The sequence below is a fragment of the Methylorubrum sp. B1-46 genome (assembly GCF_021117295.1).
Classification (GTDB): Bacteria; Pseudomonadota; Alphaproteobacteria; order Rhizobiales; family Beijerinckiaceae; genus Methylobacterium.
Genome location: NZ_CP088247.1, coordinates 4,894,526 through 4,919,338, shown reverse-complemented (window position 1 = coordinate 4,919,338; position 24,813 = coordinate 4,894,526). Strand labels below are relative to the sequence as shown.

The 24,813-nt window shown below is 71.1% G+C and carries 17 protein-coding genes; 10 read left to right on the top strand and 7 right to left on the bottom strand.

Going from position 1 to position 24,813, the window contains the following annotated elements:
- The first annotated feature begins 204 nt into the window (after nucleotides 1–204).
- Complete coding sequence (locus LPC10_RS22830; RefSeq protein WP_231344527.1) at nucleotides 205–2,331, top strand: ABC transporter ATP-binding protein/permease; 2,127 nt, start codon at nucleotides 205–207, stop codon at nucleotides 2,329–2,331.
- Nucleotides 2,332–2,466: 135 nt separating this feature from the next.
- Here the strand turns inward: LPC10_RS22830 and LPC10_RS22825 are convergent, their stop codons facing one another.
- From LPC10_RS22825 to LPC10_RS22810, 4 genes are read right to left on the bottom strand one after another with little or no spacing between them, the layout of a single operon-like run.
- Entirely contained in the window at nucleotides 2,467–3,273 is an 807-nt protein-coding gene (locus LPC10_RS22825) for a fructosamine kinase family protein (RefSeq protein WP_231344526.1), read from the bottom strand.
- A complete protein-coding gene (locus tag LPC10_RS22820; protein ID WP_231344525.1) occupies nucleotides 3,270–3,761 on the bottom strand; it encodes a low molecular weight protein-tyrosine-phosphatase in 492 nt (163 codons plus the stop codon). Before LPC10_RS22820 ends, LPC10_RS22825 begins: the two co-directional genes overlap by 4 nt.
- A complete protein-coding gene (locus LPC10_RS22815; RefSeq protein ID WP_231344524.1) occupies nucleotides 3,758–5,596 on the bottom strand; it encodes an aminopeptidase P family protein in 1,839 nt (612 codons plus the stop codon). The genes LPC10_RS22820 and LPC10_RS22815 overlap by 4 nt, the downstream gene beginning before the upstream one ends.
- Before the next feature lie 41 nt (nucleotides 5,597–5,637).
- On the bottom strand, nucleotides 5,638–6,555 hold the full coding sequence (locus LPC10_RS22810; RefSeq protein WP_231344523.1) for a 50S ribosomal protein L11 methyltransferase: 918 nt from the start codon (nucleotides 6,553–6,555) through the stop codon (nucleotides 5,638–5,640).
- Between the two features lie 315 nt (nucleotides 6,556–6,870).
- Between LPC10_RS22810 and LPC10_RS22805 the strand changes: the two genes are divergently transcribed.
- The 3 genes from LPC10_RS22805 to modA all read left to right on the top strand — a co-directional run bounded on the left by LPC10_RS22805 (nucleotide 6,871) and on the right by modA (nucleotide 8,331).
- Nucleotides 6,871–7,071 (top strand): hypothetical protein, encoded by a 201-nt coding sequence (locus LPC10_RS22805; protein WP_231344522.1) that lies wholly within the window; start codon nucleotides 6,871–6,873, stop codon nucleotides 7,069–7,071.
- A 105-nt stretch (nucleotides 7,072–7,176) separates the two neighbouring features.
- Nucleotides 7,177–7,347, top strand: coding sequence for a hypothetical protein (locus LPC10_RS22800; RefSeq protein WP_231344521.1), 171 nt, complete (start codon nucleotides 7,177–7,179; stop codon nucleotides 7,345–7,347).
- A gap of 162 nt (nucleotides 7,348–7,509) precedes the next feature.
- Complete coding sequence (gene modA / locus LPC10_RS22795; protein ID WP_231344520.1) at nucleotides 7,510–8,331, top strand: molybdate ABC transporter substrate-binding protein; 822 nt, start codon at nucleotides 7,510–7,512, stop codon at nucleotides 8,329–8,331.
- A gap of 31 nt (nucleotides 8,332–8,362) precedes the next feature.
- Here modA and LPC10_RS22790 read toward each other — a convergent pair whose 3' ends face one another.
- Nucleotides 8,363–8,908, bottom strand: a complete 546-nt coding sequence (locus LPC10_RS22790) for a hypothetical protein (RefSeq protein WP_231344519.1) — start codon at nucleotides 8,906–8,908, stop codon at nucleotides 8,363–8,365.
- Between the two features lie 270 nt (nucleotides 8,909–9,178).
- On the opposite strand from LPC10_RS22790, the gene argC reads away from it, so the two are divergent.
- From argC to LPC10_RS22775, 3 genes are all read left to right on the top strand, one after another.
- Complete coding sequence (gene argC / locus LPC10_RS22785) at nucleotides 9,179–10,123, top strand: N-acetyl-gamma-glutamyl-phosphate reductase (RefSeq protein ID WP_231344518.1); 945 nt, start codon at nucleotides 9,179–9,181, stop codon at nucleotides 10,121–10,123.
- A 926-nt stretch (nucleotides 10,124–11,049) separates the two neighbouring features.
- Nucleotides 11,050–11,574, top strand: coding sequence for a MucR family transcriptional regulator (locus LPC10_RS22780; protein ID WP_231344517.1), 525 nt, complete (start codon nucleotides 11,050–11,052; stop codon nucleotides 11,572–11,574).
- A gap of 278 nt (nucleotides 11,575–11,852) precedes the next feature.
- Nucleotides 11,853–12,128, top strand: a complete 276-nt coding sequence (locus LPC10_RS22775) for a hypothetical protein (RefSeq protein ID WP_231344516.1) — start codon at nucleotides 11,853–11,855, stop codon at nucleotides 12,126–12,128.
- A gap of 59 nt (nucleotides 12,129–12,187) precedes the next feature.
- Here the strand turns inward: LPC10_RS22775 and LPC10_RS22770 are convergent, their stop codons facing one another.
- Nucleotides 12,188–13,192 carry a hypothetical protein gene (locus LPC10_RS22770; protein ID WP_231344515.1) on the bottom strand — a complete coding sequence of 335 codons (1,005 nt, stop codon included), beginning with the start codon at nucleotides 13,190–13,192 and terminating at the stop codon, nucleotides 12,188–12,190.
- Between the two features lie 267 nt (nucleotides 13,193–13,459).
- Between LPC10_RS22770 and thiE the strand changes: the two genes are divergently transcribed.
- The 3 genes from thiE (at nucleotide 13,460) to LPC10_RS22755 (ending at nucleotide 15,964) form a co-directional block, all read left to right on the top strand.
- Nucleotides 13,460–14,221: a thiamine phosphate synthase gene (gene thiE / locus LPC10_RS22765; protein WP_231344514.1), complete on the top strand. Its 762-nt coding sequence runs from the start codon at nucleotides 13,460–13,462 to the stop codon at nucleotides 14,219–14,221.
- Nucleotides 14,222–14,332: 111 nt separating this feature from the next.
- Complete coding sequence (gene thiD, locus LPC10_RS22760; protein ID WP_231344513.1) at nucleotides 14,333–15,139, top strand: bifunctional hydroxymethylpyrimidine kinase/phosphomethylpyrimidine kinase; 807 nt, start codon at nucleotides 14,333–14,335, stop codon at nucleotides 15,137–15,139.
- A gap of 195 nt (nucleotides 15,140–15,334) precedes the next feature.
- The gene (locus LPC10_RS22755) at nucleotides 15,335–15,964 is read left to right on the top strand and encodes a helix-turn-helix domain-containing protein (RefSeq protein WP_108942164.1); all 630 of its coding nucleotides are present in this window, start codon (nucleotides 15,335–15,337) and stop codon (nucleotides 15,962–15,964) included.
- A 252-nt stretch (nucleotides 15,965–16,216) separates the two neighbouring features.
- Here LPC10_RS22755 and LPC10_RS22750 read toward each other — a convergent pair whose 3' ends face one another.
- Nucleotides 16,217–24,478 (bottom strand): hypothetical protein, encoded by an 8,262-nt coding sequence (locus LPC10_RS22750; RefSeq protein WP_231344512.1) that lies wholly within the window; start codon nucleotides 24,476–24,478, stop codon nucleotides 16,217–16,219.
- Nucleotides 24,479–24,813: the final 335 nt, after the last annotated feature.

The window sequence follows — 24,813 nt, the reverse complement described above, 5'->3', positions numbered from 1 at the left end:
TCGCACCCGGCGGACCGCGACGCTAATGAACGGCGGGCCGAACCGCGACATGACCGAAATTTCACGTGACAGGTGCGGCTCCGCGCCACGTTCTCGCCACGACGGATAGCCAGGGGCGCGGCATTCGGCAATTGAACCCGTCCGCCGGCACGATCCCTCCGTCAGGGAGGGGCAGGGCCGCCGCAGCGAGAAGGAGTGACCCGCGTGGCCGCATTCAAGAGCAGGCTCGGCATCCAGGCCGTGCTCACCGCGCTCTTCGCACTCCTGCTGCTAGCCCTGCCGGTGATCGTGCCGGGAATTCCGAGCCCGCCGCTCTACGTCTCGCTCGCGGGCTTTGCGATGGCGTGCATCCTCGTCGCCGCGAACAACCTCTCGGCCTATCTCAAGATTTTCGTCTCGGTCTACGGCATCGGCTACCTCGTTCTGGCCGGCGCCAAGACGCTCGCCGCCATGGGCGCGCTGCCCGCCACCGTCGCGGCGCTGCTGCCGCCGGATTTCGCGGCGACCGGCTCGGTGGTGTTCGGCGGCATAGTGCTCGCCATCTCCTATTGGAAGCCGATCCGCGACATCACCCTGATCGCCGACCCCTATTTCGCGAGTCACGACGCCCCGAGCCGCGAGATCGGGATGTTCCGCCGCTTCGGGCGCACGGAAGGGCAGATCGGCCGCAACCTCGTCGCGCTGTCGATCTTCGTGAACTTCGCCGATGTCGCGCTGACGCTGCGGTTCAACTTCTTCTATCGCGACATGTACAATGCGCTGCAGGAGTTCGATGCAGCGGCCTTCTGGTATCAGCTCGGCTACATCTTCGTGCCGCTGGCGATCCTCAACGTCGTGATCGGCATGATCGACATCTACGTCGATTCGGGGCTGCAACTGCGCTGGCGTACCTGGCTCACCCATAACCTGTACGAGCGCTGGCTGGGGCAGGGCACGCATTACCGCATCCCGTTCGTCGACGAGCACGCCGACAACCCGGATCAGCGCATCCAGTCGGACGTCAACAACTTCATCGCGCAGACCACGACGCTTTCGACCCGGCTCCTGTCGCAGGCCGCGCAGCTCGTGTCCTTCATCGTCATCCTGTGGACGCTCTCGCGCGACTTCGTGCTGCCCTTCACCGACACGGTGATTCCGGGCTTCCTGGTCTGGCTGGTGATCGCCTACGCCGTGGTCGGCACGTGGCTGACCCACCTGATCGGCAAGCCGCTCATCGGCCTCGACTACCGGCAGGAGCAGGTCGAGGCGGATTTCCGCTTCGCGCTGGCCCGCAACCGCATCTACTCCGAGCAGATCGCCCTGCTGCGCGGCGAGCAGGCCGAATCCTCGCGGCTCGCCACCCTGTTCCACGCCATCGTCGACAATTACGTCGGCATCATCTTCCGGCGCATCAAGCTGATCGCCTTCACCTTCAGCTACCGGCAGGCGAGCACGATCTTCCCGCTCGTCATCGCCGCGCCGTCGTTCTTCGCCAAGAAGATCACCCTGGGCGCCCTGCAGCAGACCTCGAACGCCTTCAGCAACGTTCAGAACTCGCTGAACTTCTTCATCAATTCCTACACCATCCTCGCCGCCTACAAGGCGAACACGATCCGTCTCGGCTCGTTCAAACGGGCGATGACCAAGGCCGAGGCGCTGGCGGGCGCCGGCTACGGCCTCGCCAACGGCAACGACACCGCCGGCGCCGTGACCGGCCGCGACCTGACGCTGGCTCTGCCCGACGGCCGCGAGATCGTGCAAGCATCCTCGTTCGAACTGCCCAAGGGCAGCGCGACGCTGGTCGCCGGCCCCTCGGGCTCGGGCAAGTCCACCCTGTTCCGGGCGATCGCCGGGATCTGGCCGTTCGGCAAGGGCCGGGTCGATGTGCCGGCCGGGCAGTCGGCGCTGGTCCTTCCGCAGCGGCCCTACCTCCCGCTCGGTTCGCTGCGCGGCGCGGTGGCCTATCCCAACACCATCGATCACTTCTCCGACGAGGCGATCCGCGAGGCGTTGCGGGCCGCGCGGCTGCCGCAGCTCGCCGACCAGCTCGACACCGTCGATAGCTGGGACCGGCGCCTGTCGGGCGGCGAGCAGCAGCGGCTGGCCATCGCCCGGGCGATCCTGGCCAAGCCCGACTGGCTGTTCCTCGACGAATCGACTGCGGCGCTGGACGAGGAGACCGAGGCCGAGATCTACCGGATGCTGCGCGAGACCCTGCCCGGCACCACCATCGTCTCGATCGGCCACCGCTCGACCCTGAACAAATTCCACGACCGGCGCGTCGAGATGAAGCCGACGGGCGAGGGTCGGTTCGAGCCGCGGATGTCGGCCATGCCGGCTCCGGCGGAGTAGGGACGACACACCGCGATCGGAGGCGGTGACCATACCGAATCGGGTTGATCCCTTCGGGATGGCGGATTTGGCCGTCGCTCCTGCGCGGCGCGGGCTTGCTGATCCGAACGCCGCTTTGATCAAGCGGAGATCGGGTCAGACGCCGGCCGCGTCGAGAAACCCCTCGACCATGCCATCGTAGCCGGCGCCGAACAGGCGCCGATGCACCAGGGCCGGCCAGAGCTTGTAGATCGGCGCCCGCTCCGCCGCGCCGGGCTCGAGCGCCCCGTAGGCCGCGTGGAAGGCGGGACCGGGGCGGCCGAACAGGCTGAGCATCGCCAGATCGACCTCGGCGTGGCCGTGATAGCAGGCGGGGTCGATCAGCCCCGCGACGCGCTCGCCCGCGTAAAGGATGTTGCCGCCCCAAAGGTCGCCGTGGAGCAGGGCGGCGCGGGGCCGCTCCGGCAGGCGGTTGCTCAAGTCATCCGCCAACCGCTCGACCCGCCGGAAGAGGGGAGCGGGAAGGTGGCCGGCATGGCAGAGCAGGCGGCGCTCTCTCCAGAAGGCGGGCCAGTCGTCGCTCCAACCGTTCTCGATGGCCACCGAGCCGAAGGCGTAGTCGGCGTGCCAGCCGTAGCGCGCGCCCTCCGCCGCGTGCAGACGGGCCACGACCCGGCCGAGATCGGCCTCGGCTTGCCGTCCGGCGCCCGTCGCGGGCAGGCATTCGAGGACGAGCACGGTCTCGTCGGCTGCGAGCACCGCGGGAGCCGGGGCACCGGTCGCGGCGATTGCGGCGAGCATCCGGGCTTCTTCCCGCGGCGCCGGCCCGCTTTTCGCCACCGCGTCCCGCCCATCCGTCAGCCTCAGGCGAACGCATCGGGAGAGGTCGCCGCCCGCCATCGGCCGAGCCTCGGCGACGGGGACGCCGAGCAGCCCCGCCGCGCGCCGCGCAAGCGCATTCATTCCGGCCCGGCGAGCCGGCGGGCAAGGGCGCGGGCAAGCGCGCGGGCGCCCGCGGTGACGTCGGCCCAAGTGGTGTCGAAGCCCTCATCCGCGCCGTAATAGGGGTCGGCCACGGGCTCGCCCTCCCGGCCCGGCACATGGTCGAGGAGCAGGCTCAACGCGGCCCGCGAGCCGGCCGGCCTCAGGGCGCGCAACTTGGCGAGGTTGGCGCGATCCAGGGCGACCACGTGGTCGAAGCGCTCGAAATCGCCCGGCGCGACCTGACGCGCGCGATAGCCGGAGATGTCGATGCCGTTCGCCAGCGCCACCGCGATCGCCCGAGGGTCCGGCGGCGAGCCGACATGCCAGTCGCCGGTGCCGGCGGAATCGACGGCGACATCGAGCCCGATCCGCTCCGCCTCGCGACGGAACGCGGCTTCGGCGAGCGGCGAACGACAGATGTTGCCCAGGCATACGAAGAGGACGGCGGGCTTGTGCGGCCCGCTCACGCGGCGGCCTCACCGAGCGGCCGGGTCGCCGCCTCAAGCCAGCCCCGCGTCGGCCGATCGAGGTCGGGCGACAGGACCGCCCGCACCCGCGCGTGATAGGCATCGAGCCAGGCGGTATCGGCCGGACCGAGCAGCACGGGATCGATCAGCCGCCGGTCGAGGGGGGCGAGCGTCAGGGTTTCGAAGCCGAGCATCGGCCGGTCGCCGCCGGGAATGGCGCGGGTCTCGACCAAGATCAGATTCTCGATGCGGATGCCGTAGGCGCGGCTGCGGTAGTAGCCGGGCTCGTTCGACAGGATCATGCCGGGCTTCAGCGGCACCGTGCCGGTCTTGGCGATGCGTTGGGGTCCCTCGTGGACCGAGAGGAAAGCGCCGACGCCGTGGCCGGTGCCGTGGTCGTAATCGAGCCCCGCCTCCCACAGGCTCATCCGGGCGAGGGCGTCGATCTGCGCCCCCGTCGTCCCCTCGGGGAAGACCGCGCGGGCGATGGCGATGTGGCCTTTGAGCACGCGGGTGAAGCGGTCGCGCATCTCCTCCGTTGGCGTGCCGACCGCGACGGTGCGGGTGATGTCGGTGGTACCGTCGGCGTACTGCGCGCCGGAATCGATCAGGAACAGTTCGCCCGGCTGCGCGGTGCGGTCGGTGGCGCGGGTGACGCGGTAATGGACGATGGCCCCGTTCGGACCCGAACCGGAGATGGTGGGGAAGGAGACGTCGCGCAGCCCCCCGCCCTCACGGCGAAAATCCTCCAGCGCCTCGACCGCGGCGATCTCGCTCACGCCCTCGGCAGCGGCACGGTCGAGCCAGGCGAGGAAGCGCGTCACGGCCAGGCCGTCGCGGTGATGGGCGGCGCGGGTACCGGCGATCTCGGCGGCGTTCTTGACCGCTTTCATCGCGGTGATCGGATCGGCGCCGACATCGGCGACGCCCCCGGCCGCCTCCACTCGATCCTTCAGCGCCGCGGCACCCGTCGCCGCATCGAGCCGCACCCGCGCGGCATTCTTGCAGAGACCCGCCAGATCCTCGGCGAAGGCGCTCCGCGGGCGCAGATCGGCCAGCGGTGCGAAAGCCGTGCGGAGGTCGGCATCGATCGCCTGCGAGGTCAGGTAGAGCGCGGCCCGCCCCTCGCGGGGGACGATCGCGTAACCCAGCGCGAGCGGCGTGTGCGGGATGTCGGCCCCGCGCAGGTTGAAGGCCCAGGCGAGGTTGTGCGGATCGGAGATGACGAGGGTGTCGATCCCGCCCTCGGCCAGCGCCGCGCGGATGCGCGCGAGTTTTTCCGGCACCGTCTCGCCGGCCAGATCGTCGGGATGAGCCGCCACACGGCCGGCCGGCGGACGGGGCCGCCCGGCCCAGACCGCGTCGACGAGGTTGTCCGGCACGGCCCGCAGCGACGCGCCCGCCTTCAAGGCGGCGCGTTCCAAGCGGGCCACGCCGTCGGGCGTGTGGAGCCAGGGATCGTAGGCGAGGGTCTGGCCGGGCTTCAGATGCGTGCCGAGCCACGCCTCCGGCGTCGTTTCGGCGAGCGGCACGACAGAGATCGCGCCCGTGTCGACTTGCTCCGGTGCCTGGAGGGTGTAGCGGCCATCCACGAACAGGGCGGCCTCCTCGGCGAGCACGATCGCCAGGCCGGCCGAGCCGGTGAAGCCGGTGAGCCAGGCGAGCCGCTCGGCGTTGCCGGGCACGTACTCGGATTGATGCTCATCGGCCCGCGGCACCACGAACCCGTCGGCGCCGATCTCCCGCAGGGCGGCGCGCAGGGCCTCGATCCGCTCGGGCCCCTTGGCGTGGCTCGGATCGTCGAAGGTCTGGAAGCGGGGAGGCGTCGTCGTCATGGCGGAAACCTACCGCGTCGCTCGTCCCCGCGACAGCCTTCTCAGCGCGGGCGCGCCGCCGCCCCGCCCCTGCGCAGCACCAGCGTCGCCCAGCCCTCGATCACGCCGAAGCGGGCGAGGTGGAAACCGCGATGGCGGTAGGTCGAGAGCACGCCCGGCACGTCGCGCTCGATCAGGCCGGAGAGGATCAGCACGCCGTCATGGGCCACCACGGCGGTGAGCGAGGGCGCGAGCCGCTTGAGCGGGCGGGCCAGGATGTTGGCGAACACCACGTCGAAGCCGCGGGGCCGGTCGGCAAGCGCATGGCGCACGCCCGGCGCGTGGTAGAGGCGCATATAGGGCCCGAGCCCGTTGAGGCGGGCATTGCCGCGGGCGGTGCTCACCGCCTCGGGGTCGAGGTCGCCGGCGATCACGGGCGTGCGCAGGGCCTTGGCGGCGGCGAATCCCAGGATGCCCGTGCCGGTGCCGACATCGAGCACGCGGGCCGGACGCCGCCGCTTCAACTCGTCGACCAGGGCCCGCAGGCAGCCGAGCGTGGTGCCGTGGTGGCCGGTGCCGAAGGCGAGCGCCGCCTCGATCTCGATGGCGAGATCGTTGGCCCGCACCTGATGCCGGTCATGGCCGCCATGGACGAGGAAGCGGCCGGCGCGGACCGGTTTCAGTCCCTCCAGCGAGGCGCGCACCCAATCCTGCTGGTCGATGGTCTCGAAGACGGCCTCATCCGCCTGCGCGCCGAGCATCGGGCGGATCAGTTCGCGGATCATCTCCGCGTCGGGCTCCTCCGAGAAATAGGCCTCCAGCCGCCACGCACCAGTCTCCTCCACCTCGAAGGCGGCCACCGCCGTCTCCATCGGGTCGAACATCTCGCCCAAGAGCTCGGTCATGGCGCGAGCGGAGGGCTCGTCCGTGATCAGGCGCAGGACGTGCGTGGGTCGGTGCGGCGGCAGACCTTCGAGCATGGAGCGCCCTCTACCACTCGCGCGCGTCGAGAGCCACGGTCTTCCCATCCGCCCGACCTCGATCCAGGATGCGGCGAACGGTGCGGCTCATTCAGCACAGGCAAGACAAAGTCTGATTAATCCACAGGCATGATGTTTAATTTCTAGACGAAATCCGCGGAACCGGAGCCAAAAGGCGGCGTTCACATCGTCCGGAGCGCCTTGAGCCTGCCCCTCGTCGATCCCCCGATCGGCGGGGCCATGCCCGGTTGACGGACCTTGCGAGGGGCGCTTCCCAGTACCGTTCATCATGCGCCCTTGAGTGCCTATCGCGTCATGACACCCAGATCCGTCCGCCGCCGTTCGCCTGTCGTCGTGAAGCGTGAGCCGCGGCCCGACCGCGGCCGCTCCACGCGGGCGGACATCCTCGCACCGGGGGCCCTCGAGGCCCCGTTGCCGGGCTCGCTGCTCGTGCTGCTGAGCCGCCTCCACCGCGCCGAGGTCAAGCCGACCCCGGAATCCGATTCCATCGCCTGAACCCGGCGAAGCATCCGCGGGAACCGCGTCCGCTCGGACACACTTCTGTTCCCGCGCCCTCCGGCCCGGCGGCGCGCCGGGCCCGCATCGAGAAAGGATCGGTCGATGGCCGTGGTGTCGAGCAAGATCTTCGAAGAGGGCAAGGCCGCGAAGGCGATGGGCCAGCCCGATTCCGCAAACCCCTACGAGGCCGGCTCGCAGGAGAGCCTGGACTGGCTCGAAGGCTACACCGCCGACGAACCCGAGCCGTCCGCCGCCGGCCCGGACGAGGACTGATCGGCGACCCCTCAACCCGCGGAAGGCATGGCCGCGTCGACCGGCCCCGGCTAGAAGCGGGATTGCGCCTTAACGACGCCACCCCTCATGGCAGAGGCGGCGTCACGGGATCGGCGCGATCGCGGCCGGATCGGACGCTGCGGATCATTCGAGGGTATCAGCATGTCAGCGCCGCGCTTTCATTGGACCCGCCGCGCCGGAATGGCCGGTCTGCTGCTTGCGCTCGCGGCCTGGTCGTCGCCGGGGTCGATGGCCGCCCGCGCCGCGGACGAGCCCGTCGTGGTCTTCGCCGCCGCCAGCCTCAAGAACGCCCTCGACGAAGCCAGCGCCGTCTGGGCCAAGGAGACGGGCGGGACGAGCCGGATCTCCTATGCGGGCTCCAACGCGCTGGCCAAGCAGATCGAGGCCGGCGCCCCGGCCGACCTCTTCATCTCCGCCGACCTCGCCTGGATGGACTACGCCGAGAAGAACGGCACGATCCGCGCCGACAGTCGCGTCAACCTCTTGCGCAACGCCATCGTCCTCGTCGCGGCCAAGGGGTCCGGTCAGCGCGTGACCCTTGAGCCCGGCATCGATCTCACCGCCAGCCTGGCCGGCGGTCGGCTGGCCATGGGCAACGTCGATGCGGTGCCGGCCGGCAAGTACGGCAAGGCCGCCCTCGAGAAGCTCGGTGCCTGGGACTGGGTGAAGGGTCAGGTCGCCCAATCCGAGAACGTGCGCGCGGCCCTGCTGCTCGTTTCCCGCGGCGAGGCGCCGCTCGGCATCGTCTACGCGACGGACGCGGCCAGCGACCCCGGCGTCGAGATCGTTGCGACCTTTCCCGCCGACAGCCACCCGCCGATCGTCTACCCCGCCGCGCTGACGCGGGAGGCGGCCGGCGCGACCCAGGCCGCCTCCTTCCTGAGCTTCCTGCGAAGCCCGGCGGCCCGCCCGATCTTCGAGCGTCAGGGCTTCGTCGTCGTCGGCGCCGAGAAGCGCTCCTGAGATAACAGAGGCGCCCCCGGCCTCGCGCGGATCAGGAGGCGAGGGCGCGCTCCAGTTCGCCCTTCGTCATCTTCGAGCGACCCGGAATGTCCTGCTTGCGGGCGCGCTGCATCAGCTCCGCCTTGGTCGAGCCGCCCTTCTCCGACGTCTTCCTGTCCGACGTCTTGCCAGTCCTGCCGCCTGTCTTGCGAGCGGAGGCGGCCTTCTTCGCCACATCGGCGGGCTGCTTCGAGTGCTGCTGGCCCTTGGCGGAATCGGCGCGCTTCTTGGCGGTCGAGCGCTCGTAGTCCGAGTCGGAGAGCTTTTCGCGCGCCTTCTTGGGCAGGTAGCGCTCGCCGGTCTTGCCGCTCTCCTTGCCCGATTTCGTGCCCCACTCCTCGTCGGTCCACTGCTTGAGACTGTTGTCGTCGGACTTCTTGCCGGCGTAGCCGCCGCCCTCCTTCTTGTACTCGCTGGTGGCCATCTGGGCCTTGCGGGCCGACCATTGTCCGGGCTTGCCGCCCTTGGACGACTGCGTGACCTCTTTCTTTACCTTGTCCCAGAGCTTCGGATCGGTCTTCTTTGCGGCGCCTGACATGGTTTTCACCTCCTGAGCGACATTCGGCTGTCAACAGAAGGCGTCATCGTCAGTTCCGGCCGCGCCGAACCTGTCCAAGGACAAAGATCCGCGAGGGCGGCCGCGGGAAGCGGATGCAGGGTTTGCCGGGGGCCGTTGACAGGGGAGGACGAAGCTTCCACCTCCGCGCCACCGACAAATCGTGCCGCTGGCGGCGTCCCCTAACGGGGAGGCTCCGCCCGCCCTGTGTTTCAGAGCGGCCCGGATCAGGGCCGAACGAGGATTGTTGCGATGTCCGACGGCGTCAGCGCCCCGAAGGTGTTCATCGATGGCGAGGCCGGCACCACCGGCCTCGGCATCCGCGAGCGCCTGGAGCGCGAGGGCAGGGTGCGTCTCGTCAGCATCCCGCACGAGAGCCGGAAGGATGCCGGCGCGAAGCGGGCGATCCTCGCAGAGGTCGATCTCGTCGTGCTCTGCCTGCCCGACGAGGCCTCCCGCGAGACCGCGGCGCTCGCCGACAGCCTGCCGGAGGGCGGCCCCAAGCTGCTCGATGCCAGCACCGCCCACCGCATCGCGCCGGGCTGGGTCTACGGCTTTGCCGAGATGGCGCCGGAGCAGGCCGAGGCCATCCGCGCCGCGCGCCGTGTCGCCAATCCCGGCTGCTACCCGACCGGGGCGATCGCGCTGCTGCGCCCACTGGTCGAGCGTGGCTTGATTCCGTCGGATCATCCCGTCAGCATCAACGCGGTGAGCGGCTACAGCGGCGGCGGCCGCAGCATGATCGAGAGCTACGAGCGCGGGGAGGGCGCGCCGTTCCAGCTCTACGGGCTCGGCTTCGGCCACAAGCACCTGCCGGAGATCGAAGCCTATAGCCGGCTCACCCGGCGGCCGATCTTCATCCCCTCCGTCGGCAACTTCCGGCAGGGCATGCTGGTCAGTATCCCGCTCCATCTCGGTGCCCTGCCCGGCCGCCCGAAGCCGGGCGATCTGGAGGAGGCGCTGGCCGATTGGTACGCGGACACCCCGCTGGTGAAGGTGGTGCGCGGCGCGGAGGAAGGCGCCCACCGCGAGCGCATCGAGCCGGAAGCCCTCAACGACACCGACCGGCTCGAACTGAGGGTCTTCGGTTCCGACAATCACGGCCAGGCCGTGCTGGTCGGCCGCCTCGACAACCTCGGCAAGGGCGCCTCGGGAGCGGCGGTGCAGAATCTCGGGCTGATGCTCGGCCTCGACTGAGCGTCTCTCACAAAGCTCCCATCGCGCTGGCGTCGCCAGCGCGAGAACGGCCGTGACCGGGCGTTATGTGAAGCCCTTTGAGCCTCGGCCCCTTGCTGACCGAACTGAGCCCGACACCGCCCGCCGCGCGCAGTGTCGGCAGCCGTCCCGCCAACATCATGGACCACCCTCGGCACGCGTCGCAGAAGCGAGGCGGCGCAAGCAGATGCGCGGAGCATCCTGCTTCACCAGCACTCCCTCGCAGTCTTTCAAACATCCGCAAAGCTTCGAACTGCGACAGATCTCGGATCGCCTGATCCGGATCGCCGTTGCGCAGGTTTCCGAAGATGCCTTTTCAGGAGCAGAACGCTCCGGTCGGCCACCGGACGGCACCCCTGGCACGCTCGTGACCTCTATAGGCAACCAGCCTTGTACATCCGCTCGGTTGGGGTGAATCTCGGGCTTTGCAAATCCGGACCAGAACGTTTTGCTCGCCGCAAACCTCTGGCACATCCGGTTCAGCCCTGAGGGAATCCACAGAAAATACGTAGGCGTGCGGCCGGGTGTCGCAATCGAACCGTGCCTCACGCGGTGATCTCGTTACAGTCGGGTTTCGAGCAGATCGATCGGCTGCGGCGACGGTAAAACCGCTTGGCCGAGCAAATTCTCAACTCGTTGAAACATCATCATTTTCCGCGAAACGGCGGACACATTCTTAACATATGAAATATTTCGGTCGACTCTTCCGGATCATCCGTAAGGTGGAGGCAATCGTTTTTTCTGGCAGTGACACATCGTGGATTTTTCCATTCGAGCTGCATAGAAACGCGTGCAACGCTTCATTCCGCTCGACATGAGTGCGCCCGAATTCAACCATGATGACTTGCTCATCAGCGGCTCTGAGCTTACCGTCTTTTAGGTAATCCTCCCGCACAGAAGATCGCGCCATGGAACCCAGTGAACAGGACGCGGAAACGGCCCGCCTCGTTACCCTTACGGCCGATGTCGTTTCTGCCTATGTTAGCAACAACCACGTCCAAAGCGCCGATCTTCCGAAACTTCTCGGAGAGGTGCACGAGGCGATCCGCTCGGTAACCCTGAGCGGGCGGCCTTCCACCGAGACCGGGCCGCCCAAGGCGACGCCGCAGGAAATCCGCAAGTCGATCAGCCACGACTTCCTGGTCAGCTTCGAGGACGGCAAGCCCTACAAGACGCTGCGCCGCCACCTCACCCTGCGCGGCCTCTCGCCGGAGCAGTATCGGGCGAAGTGGGGCCTGCCCAACGACTATCCGATGACCTCGGCGAGCTATTCGGAGCAGCGCTCCGAGCTGGCGCGTGCCCTCGGTCTGGGTCAGCAGCGTCGACGGATCGCGGAGCCTGAGGCAGCGCCCGAGCCGGTGGCCGCCGAGCCGGAGCCCGCTCCGGAGAAGAAGCGCCGCGCCCCGCGCCGCAAGAAAGAAGCACAGGCCTGAGGCCGGTTCGGGCCGGTTGATACGGTCTCCGCTCGATCAGAGCGGGGCGCGTATTGGCAATCCCGCGCGGCACCTGAGCGACGGCCAAATCCGCCATCCCGAAGGGATCGACCGGATTTGGCGTGACGCGGGCTCGGGGCCGTCGCGGCGGAGTCCGGATCTTCCGACGATTTCGGCGGCCGCTTCATCCGTGGGCGGCCGCGGCACCTGCCCTGCGCCGGGATCGATTGAGGAAGCGTCATCGAGCCGGCAAACGCTCCCTGGGAGGGCGTCTACCGATGGTCTGGGCACAAAAGCGGATTGCGGCCGAAGCGGTCGGGTCGGTCGCGCTTCTGTTTCGCGAGCAGGCGGCCTCGCTTGATCCGTCGCACCGGATGCTCCTCGTCAGCGTGGACGAGGAGTGGCCGATGGTCCGTCTCTGGGTCTGCGTTCCCGAAGCGGACCTGCTGACACCCTATTACGGCTTCACCCTCTGCACCCGCGCCGACCTGCCGCTGGCGCCGACCCTTGTGGCCGGTTGCCCCGAGCAATTCGGGCGCGTCCTCCAGGGCTGATCACCCCCCGGACGGTGGCCAACGGCTCTCCCAAGCCGAATTAAGCCCCGCGCAGGCCCCTAAACCGTCCGCCGCGACGGGGTGAGCCGCACGCCCGGCGCCGGGCGCTCCAGCAGAACCTCACGCCGAAATCGCACAAGCCGGGCCGGACGGCCGGCATTGCCGCTGGTGAGCGCCTCGGTCTCCTCGACGAGGCCCTGCTGCGCCACGAGGCGGCGGAAGTTCTGCTTGTGCAGCCGCGTGCCCGAGAGCGCCTCGACCGTGCGCTGTAGCTGGAGCAGGGTGAAGGCGGGCGGCATCAGCTCGAACACCACCGGGCGATACTTGATCTTGCCGCGCAGGCGACCGATCGCGGTCGCGAGCACCCGGCGATGGTCATGCGCCATCGGCTGGCCGGTGATCGCGAGGTCGTCGGGCACCGCGGCGCCGTTCTGGCCGCTGGCCTCGGGGATCAGGCCGGCCTCGAACAGCAATTCGTAGCGCTCCAGCACCCGCTCCTCGTTCCAGGCACCGCCGATGCCGAAGCTGAGACCGACCCGATCCTCGCGCAGGCGCCGCAGCTTCGGATCGGAGGCGGCGGCGACCCAGGCCATCAGGCGCGGCTCGATTTCGGCGAGCGCCGGGGGCCGTCCCTCTCGAAAATCCTCCCAGGGCAGGTAGCGGTACCAGTTGCGCCACGCGGCCTCCGCGAGGCCCGCCGGGCGCAGCTCGCGCACGAGCGCGAGGTAGGCCACGGAAAGCAGGTGCACGCCGTGCTGCCCGTCCTCCCGGTCGCGGTCGCCGAAGGTGTAGAGCTGCTCGACATAGCCGAGGCGCTGGTGGGTCTGCTGCTCGACCCAGGCGCGCAGGCCCCGCTCCAGCGTGGCATGCTCGGGCACCAGAGGTCCCGCGGGCAGGGCGGTCTCGCGGCCCTTGGCCTGGCCTCCGACCTGAACGGTGAGCGCGCGCGGCTCCCCGTCCGTCGCCGCGACGATCACGGCGACAAGCCCCACCGAGGAGGCGCTGGCATCGCGCATCCCCGCATCCGCCACGGCGGCGGTCACACCCGGTTCGGCCGTGCTCATGCGTTCGTCGGCCTTGAGCCCCTCTCCTCGGGCCTTCCTCGGCGGCGGAAGCGGTTCCGACCCACCGCCTCGCTCTTGCCGGATCGGCCCCTTCACCGTCAACGGAGGCGACGGCCTCATCCGCAGCCGAGTACGGTCACGGTCGCCGCGGCGGGCCGATCCTGCTAGATCGAAAGCAGGATCACCGAAGGGAGCGGCCCAACGAGCGGCGATGGCGAGCGGCGATGGCGCTCGGACGGCAGACGCTCGAACGGGATCGGGGGCAGCATGAGCATCGGGGCGGGGCAGGAGAGACGGCATGACGCGGGGAGCGGTGCAGGGCTCGGCTTGGCCCGGCCGTCGGCAGGCATCGCGGTGGACCTGCGCCTCTACGGCATCCTCGATATCGGCGTGCTCGGCGGCGATGCGGCAACGCTCGCCGCCCTGGCGGCGGAGGCCGTGGCCGGGGGCGCCACCCTGCTCCAGTACCGCGAAAAGGACCTGACGGACGCCCGCGCGGCGCTAGCGCGGATCCGGGCGATCCACGCCGCCGTGGCCGGCCGCGCGCCGCTGCTGGTCAACGATCGGGTCGATCTCGCTCTCGCCGCCAGCGTCGAGGGCGTGCATCTCGGCCAATCGGATCTCCACCCGGAAGAGGCGCGCCGCTTGCTCGGACCGCGCGCGATCATCGGGCTCACCGTGAAGACCGGCGCCCAGGCCGACGAGCTCTACCGACTACCCATCGACTACGCCTGCATCGGCGGCGTCTTCGCCACCGCCAGCAAGGACAACCCGGATCCGCCGGTCGGCCTCGACGGGCTGCAGCGGATCGTGTTCCGCGCCAGGCTTGCCCGCGGCCAGGCCCTCCCGCTCGGCGCGATCGCCGGGATCGACGCCAGCAACGCGGCCTCCGTGATCCGGGCGGGTGCAGACGGGGTGGCGCTGATCGGCGCGCTGTTCAAGGGCGGCGCCACCGAGGCCAAGGCACGGGATCTGCGTGCGCGGGTCGACGAGGCCCTCGGGCAGCGCGGCAACGCGGGGATGCGCTAGAGCATCGTCCCGAAAGGCGGTGGACGGCCTTCGAAAAAGACGATGCGCAAACAACAAGAGAGCATCGTCCCGAGAGGTGGCCGACACAAAAATCGACGACGGGAGACGCCCATGACCGCCATCGCCCTGACCATCGCCGGCTCTGATTCGAGCGGGGGCGCCGGCATCCAGGCCGATCTCAAGACCTTCGCGGCGCTTCGCGTCTACGGCGCCAGCGTCGTCACCGCGCTGACCGCGCAGAACACGACGGGCGTGCAGGCGATCCACGACGTGCCCGCAGATTTCGTCGCCGCGCAGATCGACTCGGTCTTCGCCGACCTCGCGGTGGGTGCGGTGAAGATCGGCATGCTCTCGCGGCCCGAGACGATCCGGGCGGTGGCCGAGGGCCTGCGGCGGCACGCCGCCGGCATTCCGTTGGTGCTCGACCCCGTCATGGTCGCCACCAGCGGCGACCGGCTGATCTCGCAGGAAGCCGTCGAAACCCTGCGCAGCGCGCTGATGCCGCTGGCCACCGTCGTCACGCCCAACCTGCCGGAGGCGGCGACCCTACTCGACGAGGCGGAGGCCGGACACGAGAACGAGGCGGTGGGCCAAGCCCGCCGGCTGCTGGGGCGCGGGGCGCGGGCGGTGCTGATCAAGGGCGGCCACGGCGAGGGCCGCGAAAGCGTCGATCATCTCATCGCAGCCGACGGGACCCTGCGCCGATTCGCGGCGCCGCGCATCGAGACGCGCAACAGCCACGGCACCGGCTGTACCCTTTCGGCGGCCGTGGCGGCCGGTCTGGCCCGTGGGCAGGGCCTCGCCGAGGCGGTGGGCGGGGCGAAGACCTACGTCACGGCGGCGATCCGCGCCGCCGATTCCGTGCCCGTCGGCCACGGCCACGGTCCGCTCCACCATTTCCACACGCTCTGGCAATAGTTTCGCGCTCCAGCCAGCACCGAGGGCAGGGACGAAACCGCCCTTCGCCGTCGATTTGCGTTTGACAGATCAAACGCTCGTTCGGATAACGGAACGCCTTTCGGTGCCCCGCCCACGATTTCGTGATCCGATCCGCCCGCGAGGGTGTCTTCGGCGCGCGGAGAGTTCGGCGGGCACTTTCAGCGGACCGACGTGATGCAGGACATAGCGGCAAGCCTCGAACGCGGACGGCCGAAGGATCTCGCCAGCGGCGCGCAGGTGCTCTCGGGCCAGCTCGGCAAGACGATCCAGCGGCTGCGCAAGGCCTACAACCTCTCCCTCTCTGAATTGGCCGAACAATCCGGCGTGGCGAAGTCGATCATCAGCCAGATCGAGCGCAACGAGACCAATCCGACACTGGCCACGATCTGGCGCTTGAGCCAGGCGCTCGACGTATCGATCGAGCGTGTGCTCGCCACTTCCGACGAAGAGCCCTTCATCGAGCGCTTCTCCCGCGCCGACACCCCGCGGCTCGTTTCCGACGACGGGAAAGTGCGGCTCGCCATCATCGGCTGGATCAAGACCGTCGAGTGGCTGCAATGGTACGACGTCACCGCCGATGCCGGCGGCGTGCTCGAATCCGACGCGCATCAGCGCGGCTCGGTCGAGTCGCTGTCGGTGCTGGAGGGCAGCTTCGAGGTCGAGGTGGCTGGCGAGGTCCAGCGGGCCAATGCCGGCGAGACCCTGCGCTACCGCTGCGACCGCCCGCACAGCATCCGCTGTCTCGGCGACGAGCCGGGCCGGGCGACGATGGTGGTGATCATGAAGGCCGCCGTGATGGAGTGATCCGGCCACGGCGCGATCGGTTCGATCGACCGGCGCCACCCTCGTCCCGCATGTGGGGTGAGAGGCATCCCGGCAGGGCCGAAGTGATCAGCCGGAATCAGGACGAAACGGCTCCCTCGGGACAGCGACACGAGACAGAAAAGGCCCCCGGCGCATGCAAGCGCCGGGGGCCTTTTTCGTTGGATGCTCCGGTCGATTACGTCCCGAGGCAGGCTCGGCGACACCGAACCCGCCTCATCCAGCCCTCACGCCTCAGGCCTCGTCGAACCGGCCGCTGGCATGGGCGAGCATGGTGTAGACCTTGCCCGTCTCAGAGGTGAGGTAGGCGTCCGCGCGCTTGGTGTCGCGGTCGTTCTTCGTCACCTCGCCGAGCAGCCGCTCGAACTCGCCGACATAGCGGTCGACCGTGCGGCGGAACTCCGCATCCGCCCGGTAGCGGCGCTGGATCTGCTCGAAGGTCTGGCGGCCCTGCGCCGTGTAGAGGCGGCCGTCGAACAGGTTCGTGTCGCCGCGGCGGTAGCGCTGCCAGAACTCGACCGAGGCCTGATGATCGACCATGCGGGCGATATCGGTCGAGATCGCGTCGAGGGAGATCCGCTCCACCGATCCCTTCGTCTCGGGCGCAGTAGCCGGGACGGGGATCGCCTCGGCGCCGTCGTCATCGAGCGAGGCGCGAGTCAGGAGATCGGACAGCCAGCCGCGGTTGTCGCGGGTGCCGGGCCGTCCCTGGACGGGAGTCTGGGCTCCGGCCGGAGCGGCGGCCGGGCTCGCCGGACGCGCGGGGGCGGGAGCCGCCGCCTGGGGCCGGGCCGCCGTCGGCGCCGCAGCGCGGGCCGGCGCAGGCGCCGGCTGCGGTGCGGCGGCGGGCGCGGAGGCGGCGCGGCCTCCCTCGGCGGTGCGGCGCTGCTCGGCGCCGCGGGCCTGCGCCGCGGGCTGGGCGACATCGACCGAGCGGTTGGAGCGGGCGACGAGCGCCGCCAGCTCGTTCAGCGCGTCGATCTGCTCGGCCACGACACGGCGCATCTCGCCCGTCGCATCCTGCGTCTCGCGCGGCAGGTCGAGGACGCCGCGCTGCAGGTCGGCGCGGGTCGCGTCGAGCTCGCGGCGGATCTCGGCGGCCATCGCGTTCATCCGCGCGACCGAGTCGCCGAACTGGCCGGAGGCGGCCGCGAAGCTCTCCATCATCTTGGCGGAGGCCGCCTCGATGGCGCTACGGACCGCCCCCGCCGTGCGGGCGCTCTCCTCGTCGGCGCCGCTGCGCAGGCGCTCGAAGTCGCCCGCCACCGCGGTGCCGGCTTCGCGGGCCGCGCGGGCCACGCTCTCGCTGAGTTCGCGGGCACGGGCCTCGGCCGCGCGCAGCGTCTCCTCGACCACGCTGCCGAAGCGGCCGGTCTGCGCCTCGATGGCTTGGCTGCGCTCCTCGAGACGGGCCAGCACCGCCTCGATCACCGCCTGCCGGTTCGTCAAGCTCTCGGCGAGACGGCCTTCCACCGCCTCCAGGGTGCCGGCGGCCTGCGAGAGTGCGCCGACATGCGTGCCGGTGTGCTCCACCAGGGCCCGGCCGCGGGCGTCGAGGGTCTCGGCGAGGTCGGACGCCTGGGCGAGCGCCCCCTGCGAGGCCTCGCGCAGGGCCACGACCTGCGTCGAGACCCGGTCGGAAGCCTGCGCCGTGTCGGCGGCAACCCGGTCGAGGGCCGACTGGATCTGCTCGACACGGGCCGCGAGCCCCTGCTCGACCGCCGCGAGGTTCTCGGAGGCGCCGCCGACGAGATGCTTCAGCCCGTCATTGGCGCTCTCGATCCGGCTGAGGAAGCCGGCGACGTCGCGGCGGACCCGCTCGTTCGCCTGGGCGAGGGTGTCGGCAGATGCCGCCGCGCCCTCGTCCAAGGCCGCGCGCAGAGCCTGGGCCGACTCCGCGGTGCGAACGACGATGGCATCGGTGCGCTCGCGCAGAGCCTCGACCAGCGGCGTGCCCTTGTCGGCGATGAGCCGGTCGAGGGCCTGCTCCCGCTCGGCCAGCGCGTCGGCCAGGGAAGCGGCCGGGCCGTCGATCAGGCGGGCAAGCGCCGCATTGCGCTGATCCATCGTCTCGGCCAGCGCGGCGACGCGGCTCTGAACCTCGGCGGCGTGACGCTGGGCGCGCTCCTCCAGCATCCGGCCCATGCGGATGATGCCGTCCTCCACCAGCGAGGCATAGGCGCCCTGGCGCTCATCCAGGGTCTCCGCCAGCGCCGCCTGCCGCTCGGCCCGCTCGTCGAGCGCCGCGACCATCCGGGCGGTGCCGCCGTCGATGAGGGCCGCGTAGGCCTCCTTCTGGCGATCGAACGCCTCGGCCAGCACCGCGTGACGGCGCGCGCGCTCTTCGAGAGCGGAGACCATCCGGGCAGTGCCCTGCTCGATCAGGCTCGCATAGGCGTCCCGCTGCCCGTCGAAGGCCTCGGTGAAGGCCGCCTGCCGCTCCGCGCGCTCGTCGAGCGCCGCGACCAGGCGGGCCGTGCCTTCCTCGATGAGCCCTGCGACGGCCCGCTGCCGCTCTTCCACCGTCTCGGCCTGCGCCGCGTGGTGGCGCGCCCGCTCTTCGAGGGCCGCGACCATGCGGGCGGTGCCCTGCTCGATCAGGCTGGCATAGGCGTCCCGCTGTCCGTCGAAGGCCTCGGTCAGCGCCGCCTGCTGCCGGGCGCGCTCGTCGAGCGCCGCCGCGATCCGGTCGGTGCCGGCCTCGACCAGGGCGGCGACGGCCTTCTGGCGCTCCTCGACCGTCTCGAACTGGGCCACGTGCTGGCGGGCGCGCTCGTCGAGCGCGGTGGCCATGCGGGCCATGCCTTCATCGATCAGGGCCGCGTAGGCGTCCTGGCGCTCGTCGAAGGCATCGGCCAGCGCGTTGGCGCGGCTCGCCACCACCGTGGCGAAGGCGCGCAGGCGTGCGTCGATGCGGGCGGTAAAGTCCTCGCTGCGGCTGTCGACGGTCTGGGCCAGAGCCGCGGCCTGGCGCTCCACGAGCTGCGCGAAGGCGCCGCCGCGGGTTTCCACCAGCCCATCGAGGCTCTGCATCCGCTCGTCGAACAGGGCCGCCATCGCCTGGGTCTGGCCGTCGAGACGGCCGGTCAGCGCGGTCGAGCGCTCGTCCACCAGCGCGCCGAGGCGGGCCTGGAACTCGTCGAACAGGCGGACCAGCTCCTGCGTCCGCCCCTCGACGGTCTGCGCGACCTGCTGGCCGCGTCCGTCGACGATGTCGCCGAGGACGCCGAGGCGCTCGTCGAACAGGGCGGCGAGGCCCCGCGTGCGGGCATCGACCTCACCGGCGGCACGGCCGATGCCGCCCTCCAGCGTCTCGACGAACAGGCGTGCGCCCTCGGTCAGCGCCTCCTGGAGCGGCAGGATCCGGCCCTGGAAGCCCTCGTCGAGGCGGCCGGCATGGCCGTCGAGCAGCCCGCGGATCTCGCCCGTGCGGTGGTCGAGGATGTCCTGAACCGTGCGGGCCCGCTCGTCGAGCGTCGTGCGAAGGTCGTCGCCGCGGGCGTCGAGCATGGCTCGGATCTCGCCGGCGCGGCTGTCGAGCAGGTCCTGCACCGTGCGGGCCGGCTCCTCCAGGGCAGCGCGCAGGGCGTCGAGCCCCGTCTCGAACTCGCCGCGGACACGGCCGGCGCTGCCGTCCACGAGGCCGCGCAGCTCTCCGGTGCGGCTGTCGAGGGTGTCGCGGATCTCGCCGCTGCGGGCATCGAGCAGGTCGCGCACCGTGCGCAGACGCTCCTCCAGCACCGTCTCCAGGGCGCCGAGGTTGGCATCGAAGGCGCCGCGCACCTGCCCGGCACCGCCCTCCATCAGGCCGCGCAGGTCGTCGGTGCGGTGATCGAAGGTGTCGCGGATCTCGTTGCTGCGGGCGTCGAGCAGGTCGCGCACCGTGCGCAGACGCTCCTCCAGCACCGTCTCGAAGGCACCGAAACCGGCTTCGAGTTCGCCGCGCACCCGGCCGGCGCTGCCTTCCATCAGGCCGCGCAGGTCGTCGGCGCGGCTGTCGAGCAGAGTCCGGATCTCCTCCGCACGACTGTCGAGAGCGGAGCCGAGGCGGCCCGCGCCCTCGCCGAGGAGGTCATCGACCTGCCCGACGAGATCGCGCAGGGCGGCGAGCAGGGTGGTGCCGCGGCGGTCGAGCAGGGCGCCGAGCGAGGCGCCGCCCTGTTCCAGGGCCCCGGTGATCTCGGAGAGGCGGCCCTCGAGACCCTCGACCGTCGCGCGGCTACGCTGGTCGAGATCGGCGGCCAGCGCGCCGCCGCGCTCGTCGAACAGGTGGTTGAGGCTCTCGGCCCGCTCGTCGAAGAGGCGGGCGAGTGCCTCGACATGGCCGCCGAGCGCTTCGACCGCGAGGCCGCCGCGGCGCTCCAGCAGGGCGACGAGGTCGCGGATGCGGCCGGTCAGCTCGCCGTCGATGGTGCGGGTGCGGCTCTCGATCAGGCGCACCGCTTCGAGCGCCTGGATGCCGAAGGACTCGTCGAGATGGCGGGTGCGCTCCTCCAGCGTGCCGCTGAGGGTGTCGAGGCGCGCGACCACGCCGGTATCGAGGCGCTCGGCGCCCTCGTCGAGGCGGCGGGCGAGATCCTGGGTCGTGCGTTCGAGGCGCTCGGCGATCTCGGCGGCGCGGGCCGCGAGAACGTCGCCCACGGCGCGGCCGCGGTCGGCGATGTCCTGCGCGGAGCCTTCGATGCGCCGGTCGAGGGATTCACCCAGAATGCGGTTGCCCTCGTCCAGGGTGCGGGCGATCTCGGAGGTGCGCAGCACCAGGGTCTCGTTGAGGGCGTTGGCGCGAGCGCCGAGCCGCGTGTCGACATGGCCGACGAGGGCCGCGAAGCTCTCACCGATCTCCGCGGCGCGCTTGGCCGAGAGGGATTCCATCTCACCGATGCGCGACTCGACGGTCTCGCTGGCGAGGCGGGCCCGCTCGGCAAGGGAATCGGCAAGCGCGTTGCCCTGCACGGCGATGATCCGGTCGATCTCGGCGAGACGCGAATCCAGGGTCTGGCCGAGCGACTGCGCGTTGCCGGCGATCCGGTCGGCGAGGATGTCGCCGCGGGCGATGGTCTCCTGAAGGGCGGCCAGGCGGCTGCCCAGCGCCTCTTCCACCGCGCGGGCGCGGCCGTCGGCAGTCTCGACGAAGGCGGAATGACTGCGGTGGAGCGCATCGCCGACCTGCGACGCGTGGCCGGCGATGGCCAGCGCCACCTCGCGGCCGGCCCCTTCGAGGCGGACCTGCGCCTCGTCGGACTGGCGGGCGATGAGCGCGGCGGCGCCGCGGCCGTGACGGTCGAAACCTTCCTCCAGGGCGGCGAGACGAGCCTCAAGCTCGGAGCCGACGCCGTCGGCCGTGCGCGACAGCGCCTGCGCCGTGGACGCGCCGCGGGCAGCGACCTCGTCGCCGAGCCGCCGCAGCGTCTCGCGCAGGGCCTCCAGCGCCGTCTCGGTGCGGCCACCGACCTCGCCGCCGGCCTGTTCGGCCACGCGGGCGAGCGCTGCGGTGGCCTCTTCGCTGCGGGCGGAGAGTTCGTCGCCGATCCGGGCCAGGGCGTCGCGCAGGCTCCGCAGCGACGCCTCGGTGCGGGTGCCGACCGTGCCGCCGGCCTGCTCGGCCACGCTGGCGAGCGCCGCGGTGGCCTCTTCGCTGCGGGCCGACAGCTCGTCGCCGACCCGGGCCAGAGTCTCGCGCAAGGTCCGCAGCGACGCCTCGGTACGGGTGTCGATCGCACCGCCGGCCTGCTCGGCCGCGCGCGCAAGAGCTGCGGTGGTCTCGCTGCTGCGGGCCGACAATTCGTCGCCGATCCGGTCCAGCGCGTCGCGTAAGGTCCGCAGCGATTCCTCGGTCCGCGTTCCGACCTCGCCGCCGACGCGCTCGGCGGTCCGCGCCAGGGCCTGCGTGACCTCGGCACTGCGGCCGTCAATCTCCTCGCGGACCTGACCCAGAAGGGCGCGCAGACCCTGCGCCGATTGATCGGCACGGCTGCCGATGTCGCCGCCGGCCTGGGCCGCGGCCAGCGACAGGGCGACGCTCGCCTCGGAGCCGCGGACGGCGATCTCGTCGGCCACCTGCCGAAGGAGATCCTGAAGCGACTGCATCGACTGGTCGGTGCGATTGCTGATCTCGCCGCCGGCATGGGCGGCGGCGAGCGCCAGCGCCCCGGTCGCCTCGGCGCTGCGGGCCGTGAGTTCGTCGGCCATCCGCTGGATCGCGGCGTGGAGGGTCTGGGACGCGCTCTCGCTGCGGCTGCCGAGTTCGCCACCGACACGCTCGGCGGCGGCCTGGAACCGGCCGACCACGTCGTCTGAGCGGGTCTCCACGGCGGCGGCGGCCTCGTCGGCGGCCCGGCGCAGGGTCTCGGCAGCCTCGGCGAAGCGCGCGGCGACCGCGGCGGCCTGCGCCTGCGCGGCGCCGGAGGTCTCCTCGGCGGTGTGCAGCATCCGCGCGGTGGATTCGGCGGTGCGCTCGGCGAGCAGGCCGCCCACGGTCTCGATGGCCTCGCGCAGGCGGCGCTCCAGCGTCTCGACGCTGGCGCCGACGCTCTCGGTCGCGGCCTCGGTGTTGCGGCGGATGCCGTCATGGGCGGCAGTGGCCCGCGCGTCGAGGGCGTCGCCCAACCGAGCTACGGTCTCGCGCAGGCGCTCGGCGGTGCCGGAGGCATTCGCGGCGAAGGACGAGCCGAGCCCGGCAAGCGCCCCCTCGACGGTGGCGGCGGCCTGCGCCGCGCGGTCGCTCATCAGTCCAACGACGCGCTCGCCCGCCGCGTCGAGATTGGAGGCCAGCGCGCCGCCCTGGACGGCGATGACGTCTTCGACGCGGGTGGCTGACGCTTCGATGCGGCCGGCCAATTCGAGGCCGCGGCCGTCCATGGTCTCGGCGGCGCGGGTGGCGGAGACCAGGAAGGCCGCGCGCACGCCGTCGATGCGGGCGGAGAAGTCGTCGGCGACGCTGCCGGCGGCGAGCGCCAGCGCGGCCTGCGCGTCGCGTCCGCGGCCCTCGATCAGCTCGGACACGCCGGTGCCGGCGGCCTCGATCTCGGTGCGAAGCAAGGCGCCGCGGGCGGCGATGTCCTCGGAGATCGCCGCGCCGGTGGCGGCGAAGTGGCGGCTCAGGCCCTCGCCGGTCTCGGCAAAGCGCGCGGTGATCGCGCCGCCGGTCTGGGCGAAGCGCTCGGTCAGCTCGGTCCCGCGCGACAGGAAGGCCTCTTCCAGGCCCTTGGTCGAGCGTTCGAAGGTCTCGCGGACGGCGCCGCCCTGGCGGTCGAGCGCCTCGATCAGGCCGGTGCCGGTCTCGGACAGGGATTGCGCGACGGCGCCGGCATTGTCGGCCAGCGTGCGGGTCAGCGCCCCGCCGGTGCGTTCGAAGGCCTGCGTCACCTCGTCGGCGCGCTGCTGCAGCGCGCTGGTCAGGTTGGTGCCGATCTCCTCCAGGCCGCCGCGCACGCCCTCGCTGGTGGCGGTGAGCTGGCGGATCAGGTCGTCGCCGCGCGTCGAGACGTTGCCGACCACCCGCTCGCCGACTTCGCCGAGCGCCGTGGTGATAGCCTCGCCGCGGGCATCGAGCGCGCCCGTGACGCGCTCGCCCGCGCCGTTGATCGCCGCGACGATACGCTCGGCCGCACCCTCCAGCTCGCTCGACAGGTTCTCGTGCGAGCCGGTGATCGCGCCGCGCACCCGGTCGGCGCTGCCGACGATGGATTCGCGCTGGGCGATCAGCTCGTCGACGAGGCTGCGGATGCGGATCTCGTTGTCGGAATAGGCCCGTTCCAGGGTCGAGATCTCGCCGCGCACCAGGGTTTCGAGTTCGCCCGCGCGGGCCAGCGCCCGCTCCACGCCGTCGCCGACGGCGGCGACCTCGCGGCGCACGGTCTGCGACATGGTCAGCACGGCATCCGTCGAGAAGCTCTCCGGCTCGGCCAGCCGGATCGCCACCTCGCCGACGGCGCGGGCGACGAGGCGCATCTCGTGGGCGCGCACCGCCAGCATCGCGGTGATGAGGAACAGCACGATCGGCCCGGCGATGGCGGTGGCCACCACCGCCGCCTGAAGCGCGGTGAGCCCGGTGATGAACGCCTTCAGGTCGCCGCCGGACTGGTTCCAGGCGAGCGCCACGAGGCCGTTGAGCCAGAAGAAGGAGGCGACCGCCGCGACGAGGTACGGCTTGCGCGAGGGCCGCACCCGGAGGGTCTGCTGCAGGATGCCGATGTTCTGGCGGTCATCGTTGGCCACGAGCGAGCGGTCGGGCGGCAGCAGGCCGCCCTCGCGGCGCGAGCGGCCGCGCTCCGGCAGGGGAAGCTCCGAGGCGGCGGGATCGATGTCGAGGTTCGGGGTGCGGCGTCCCCCGGCCTCGGAAAAGGGATCGGCCAGCAGGTCGCCGTCGCCGACATCGGGCAGGCGGGGCTCGACACGGGCGGCCTCGCCCGGCGCCGGGATGTCCAGATTCAAAGCCTGCTCGATCGCGGAGAGGGCCGCCTCCGCCGGATCCTTCAGCTTTTTCTCGGTGGCCATGCAACCCTCGTACGCATCGCCGTCCAGTGCGGAGCTCGCGCTCTCCGCAATGGAGACGGATTTACCCGACGTCCCACGGAACTTTAGTCCCTGGGAACCCGCACCCGATACCCGATCGGCCCGGCGCACCCAAGAAACCTTAACGGAATGGTTACCAAGCCAGGTCCCGTGATCCGGCACAGGGCCCAAGTTCTGACGCCTGCAGCGTGAAACCGGTACGCCTCGGGCCGCCCTGCGCTGTGGATAGCCCGCGCCGCCCACAGGCAGGTCGCCGCGCCCGACCCCGTTTTCCGTGGAGCCGGGCGGATTGGACGACCGTTGCAACCCCGACCATC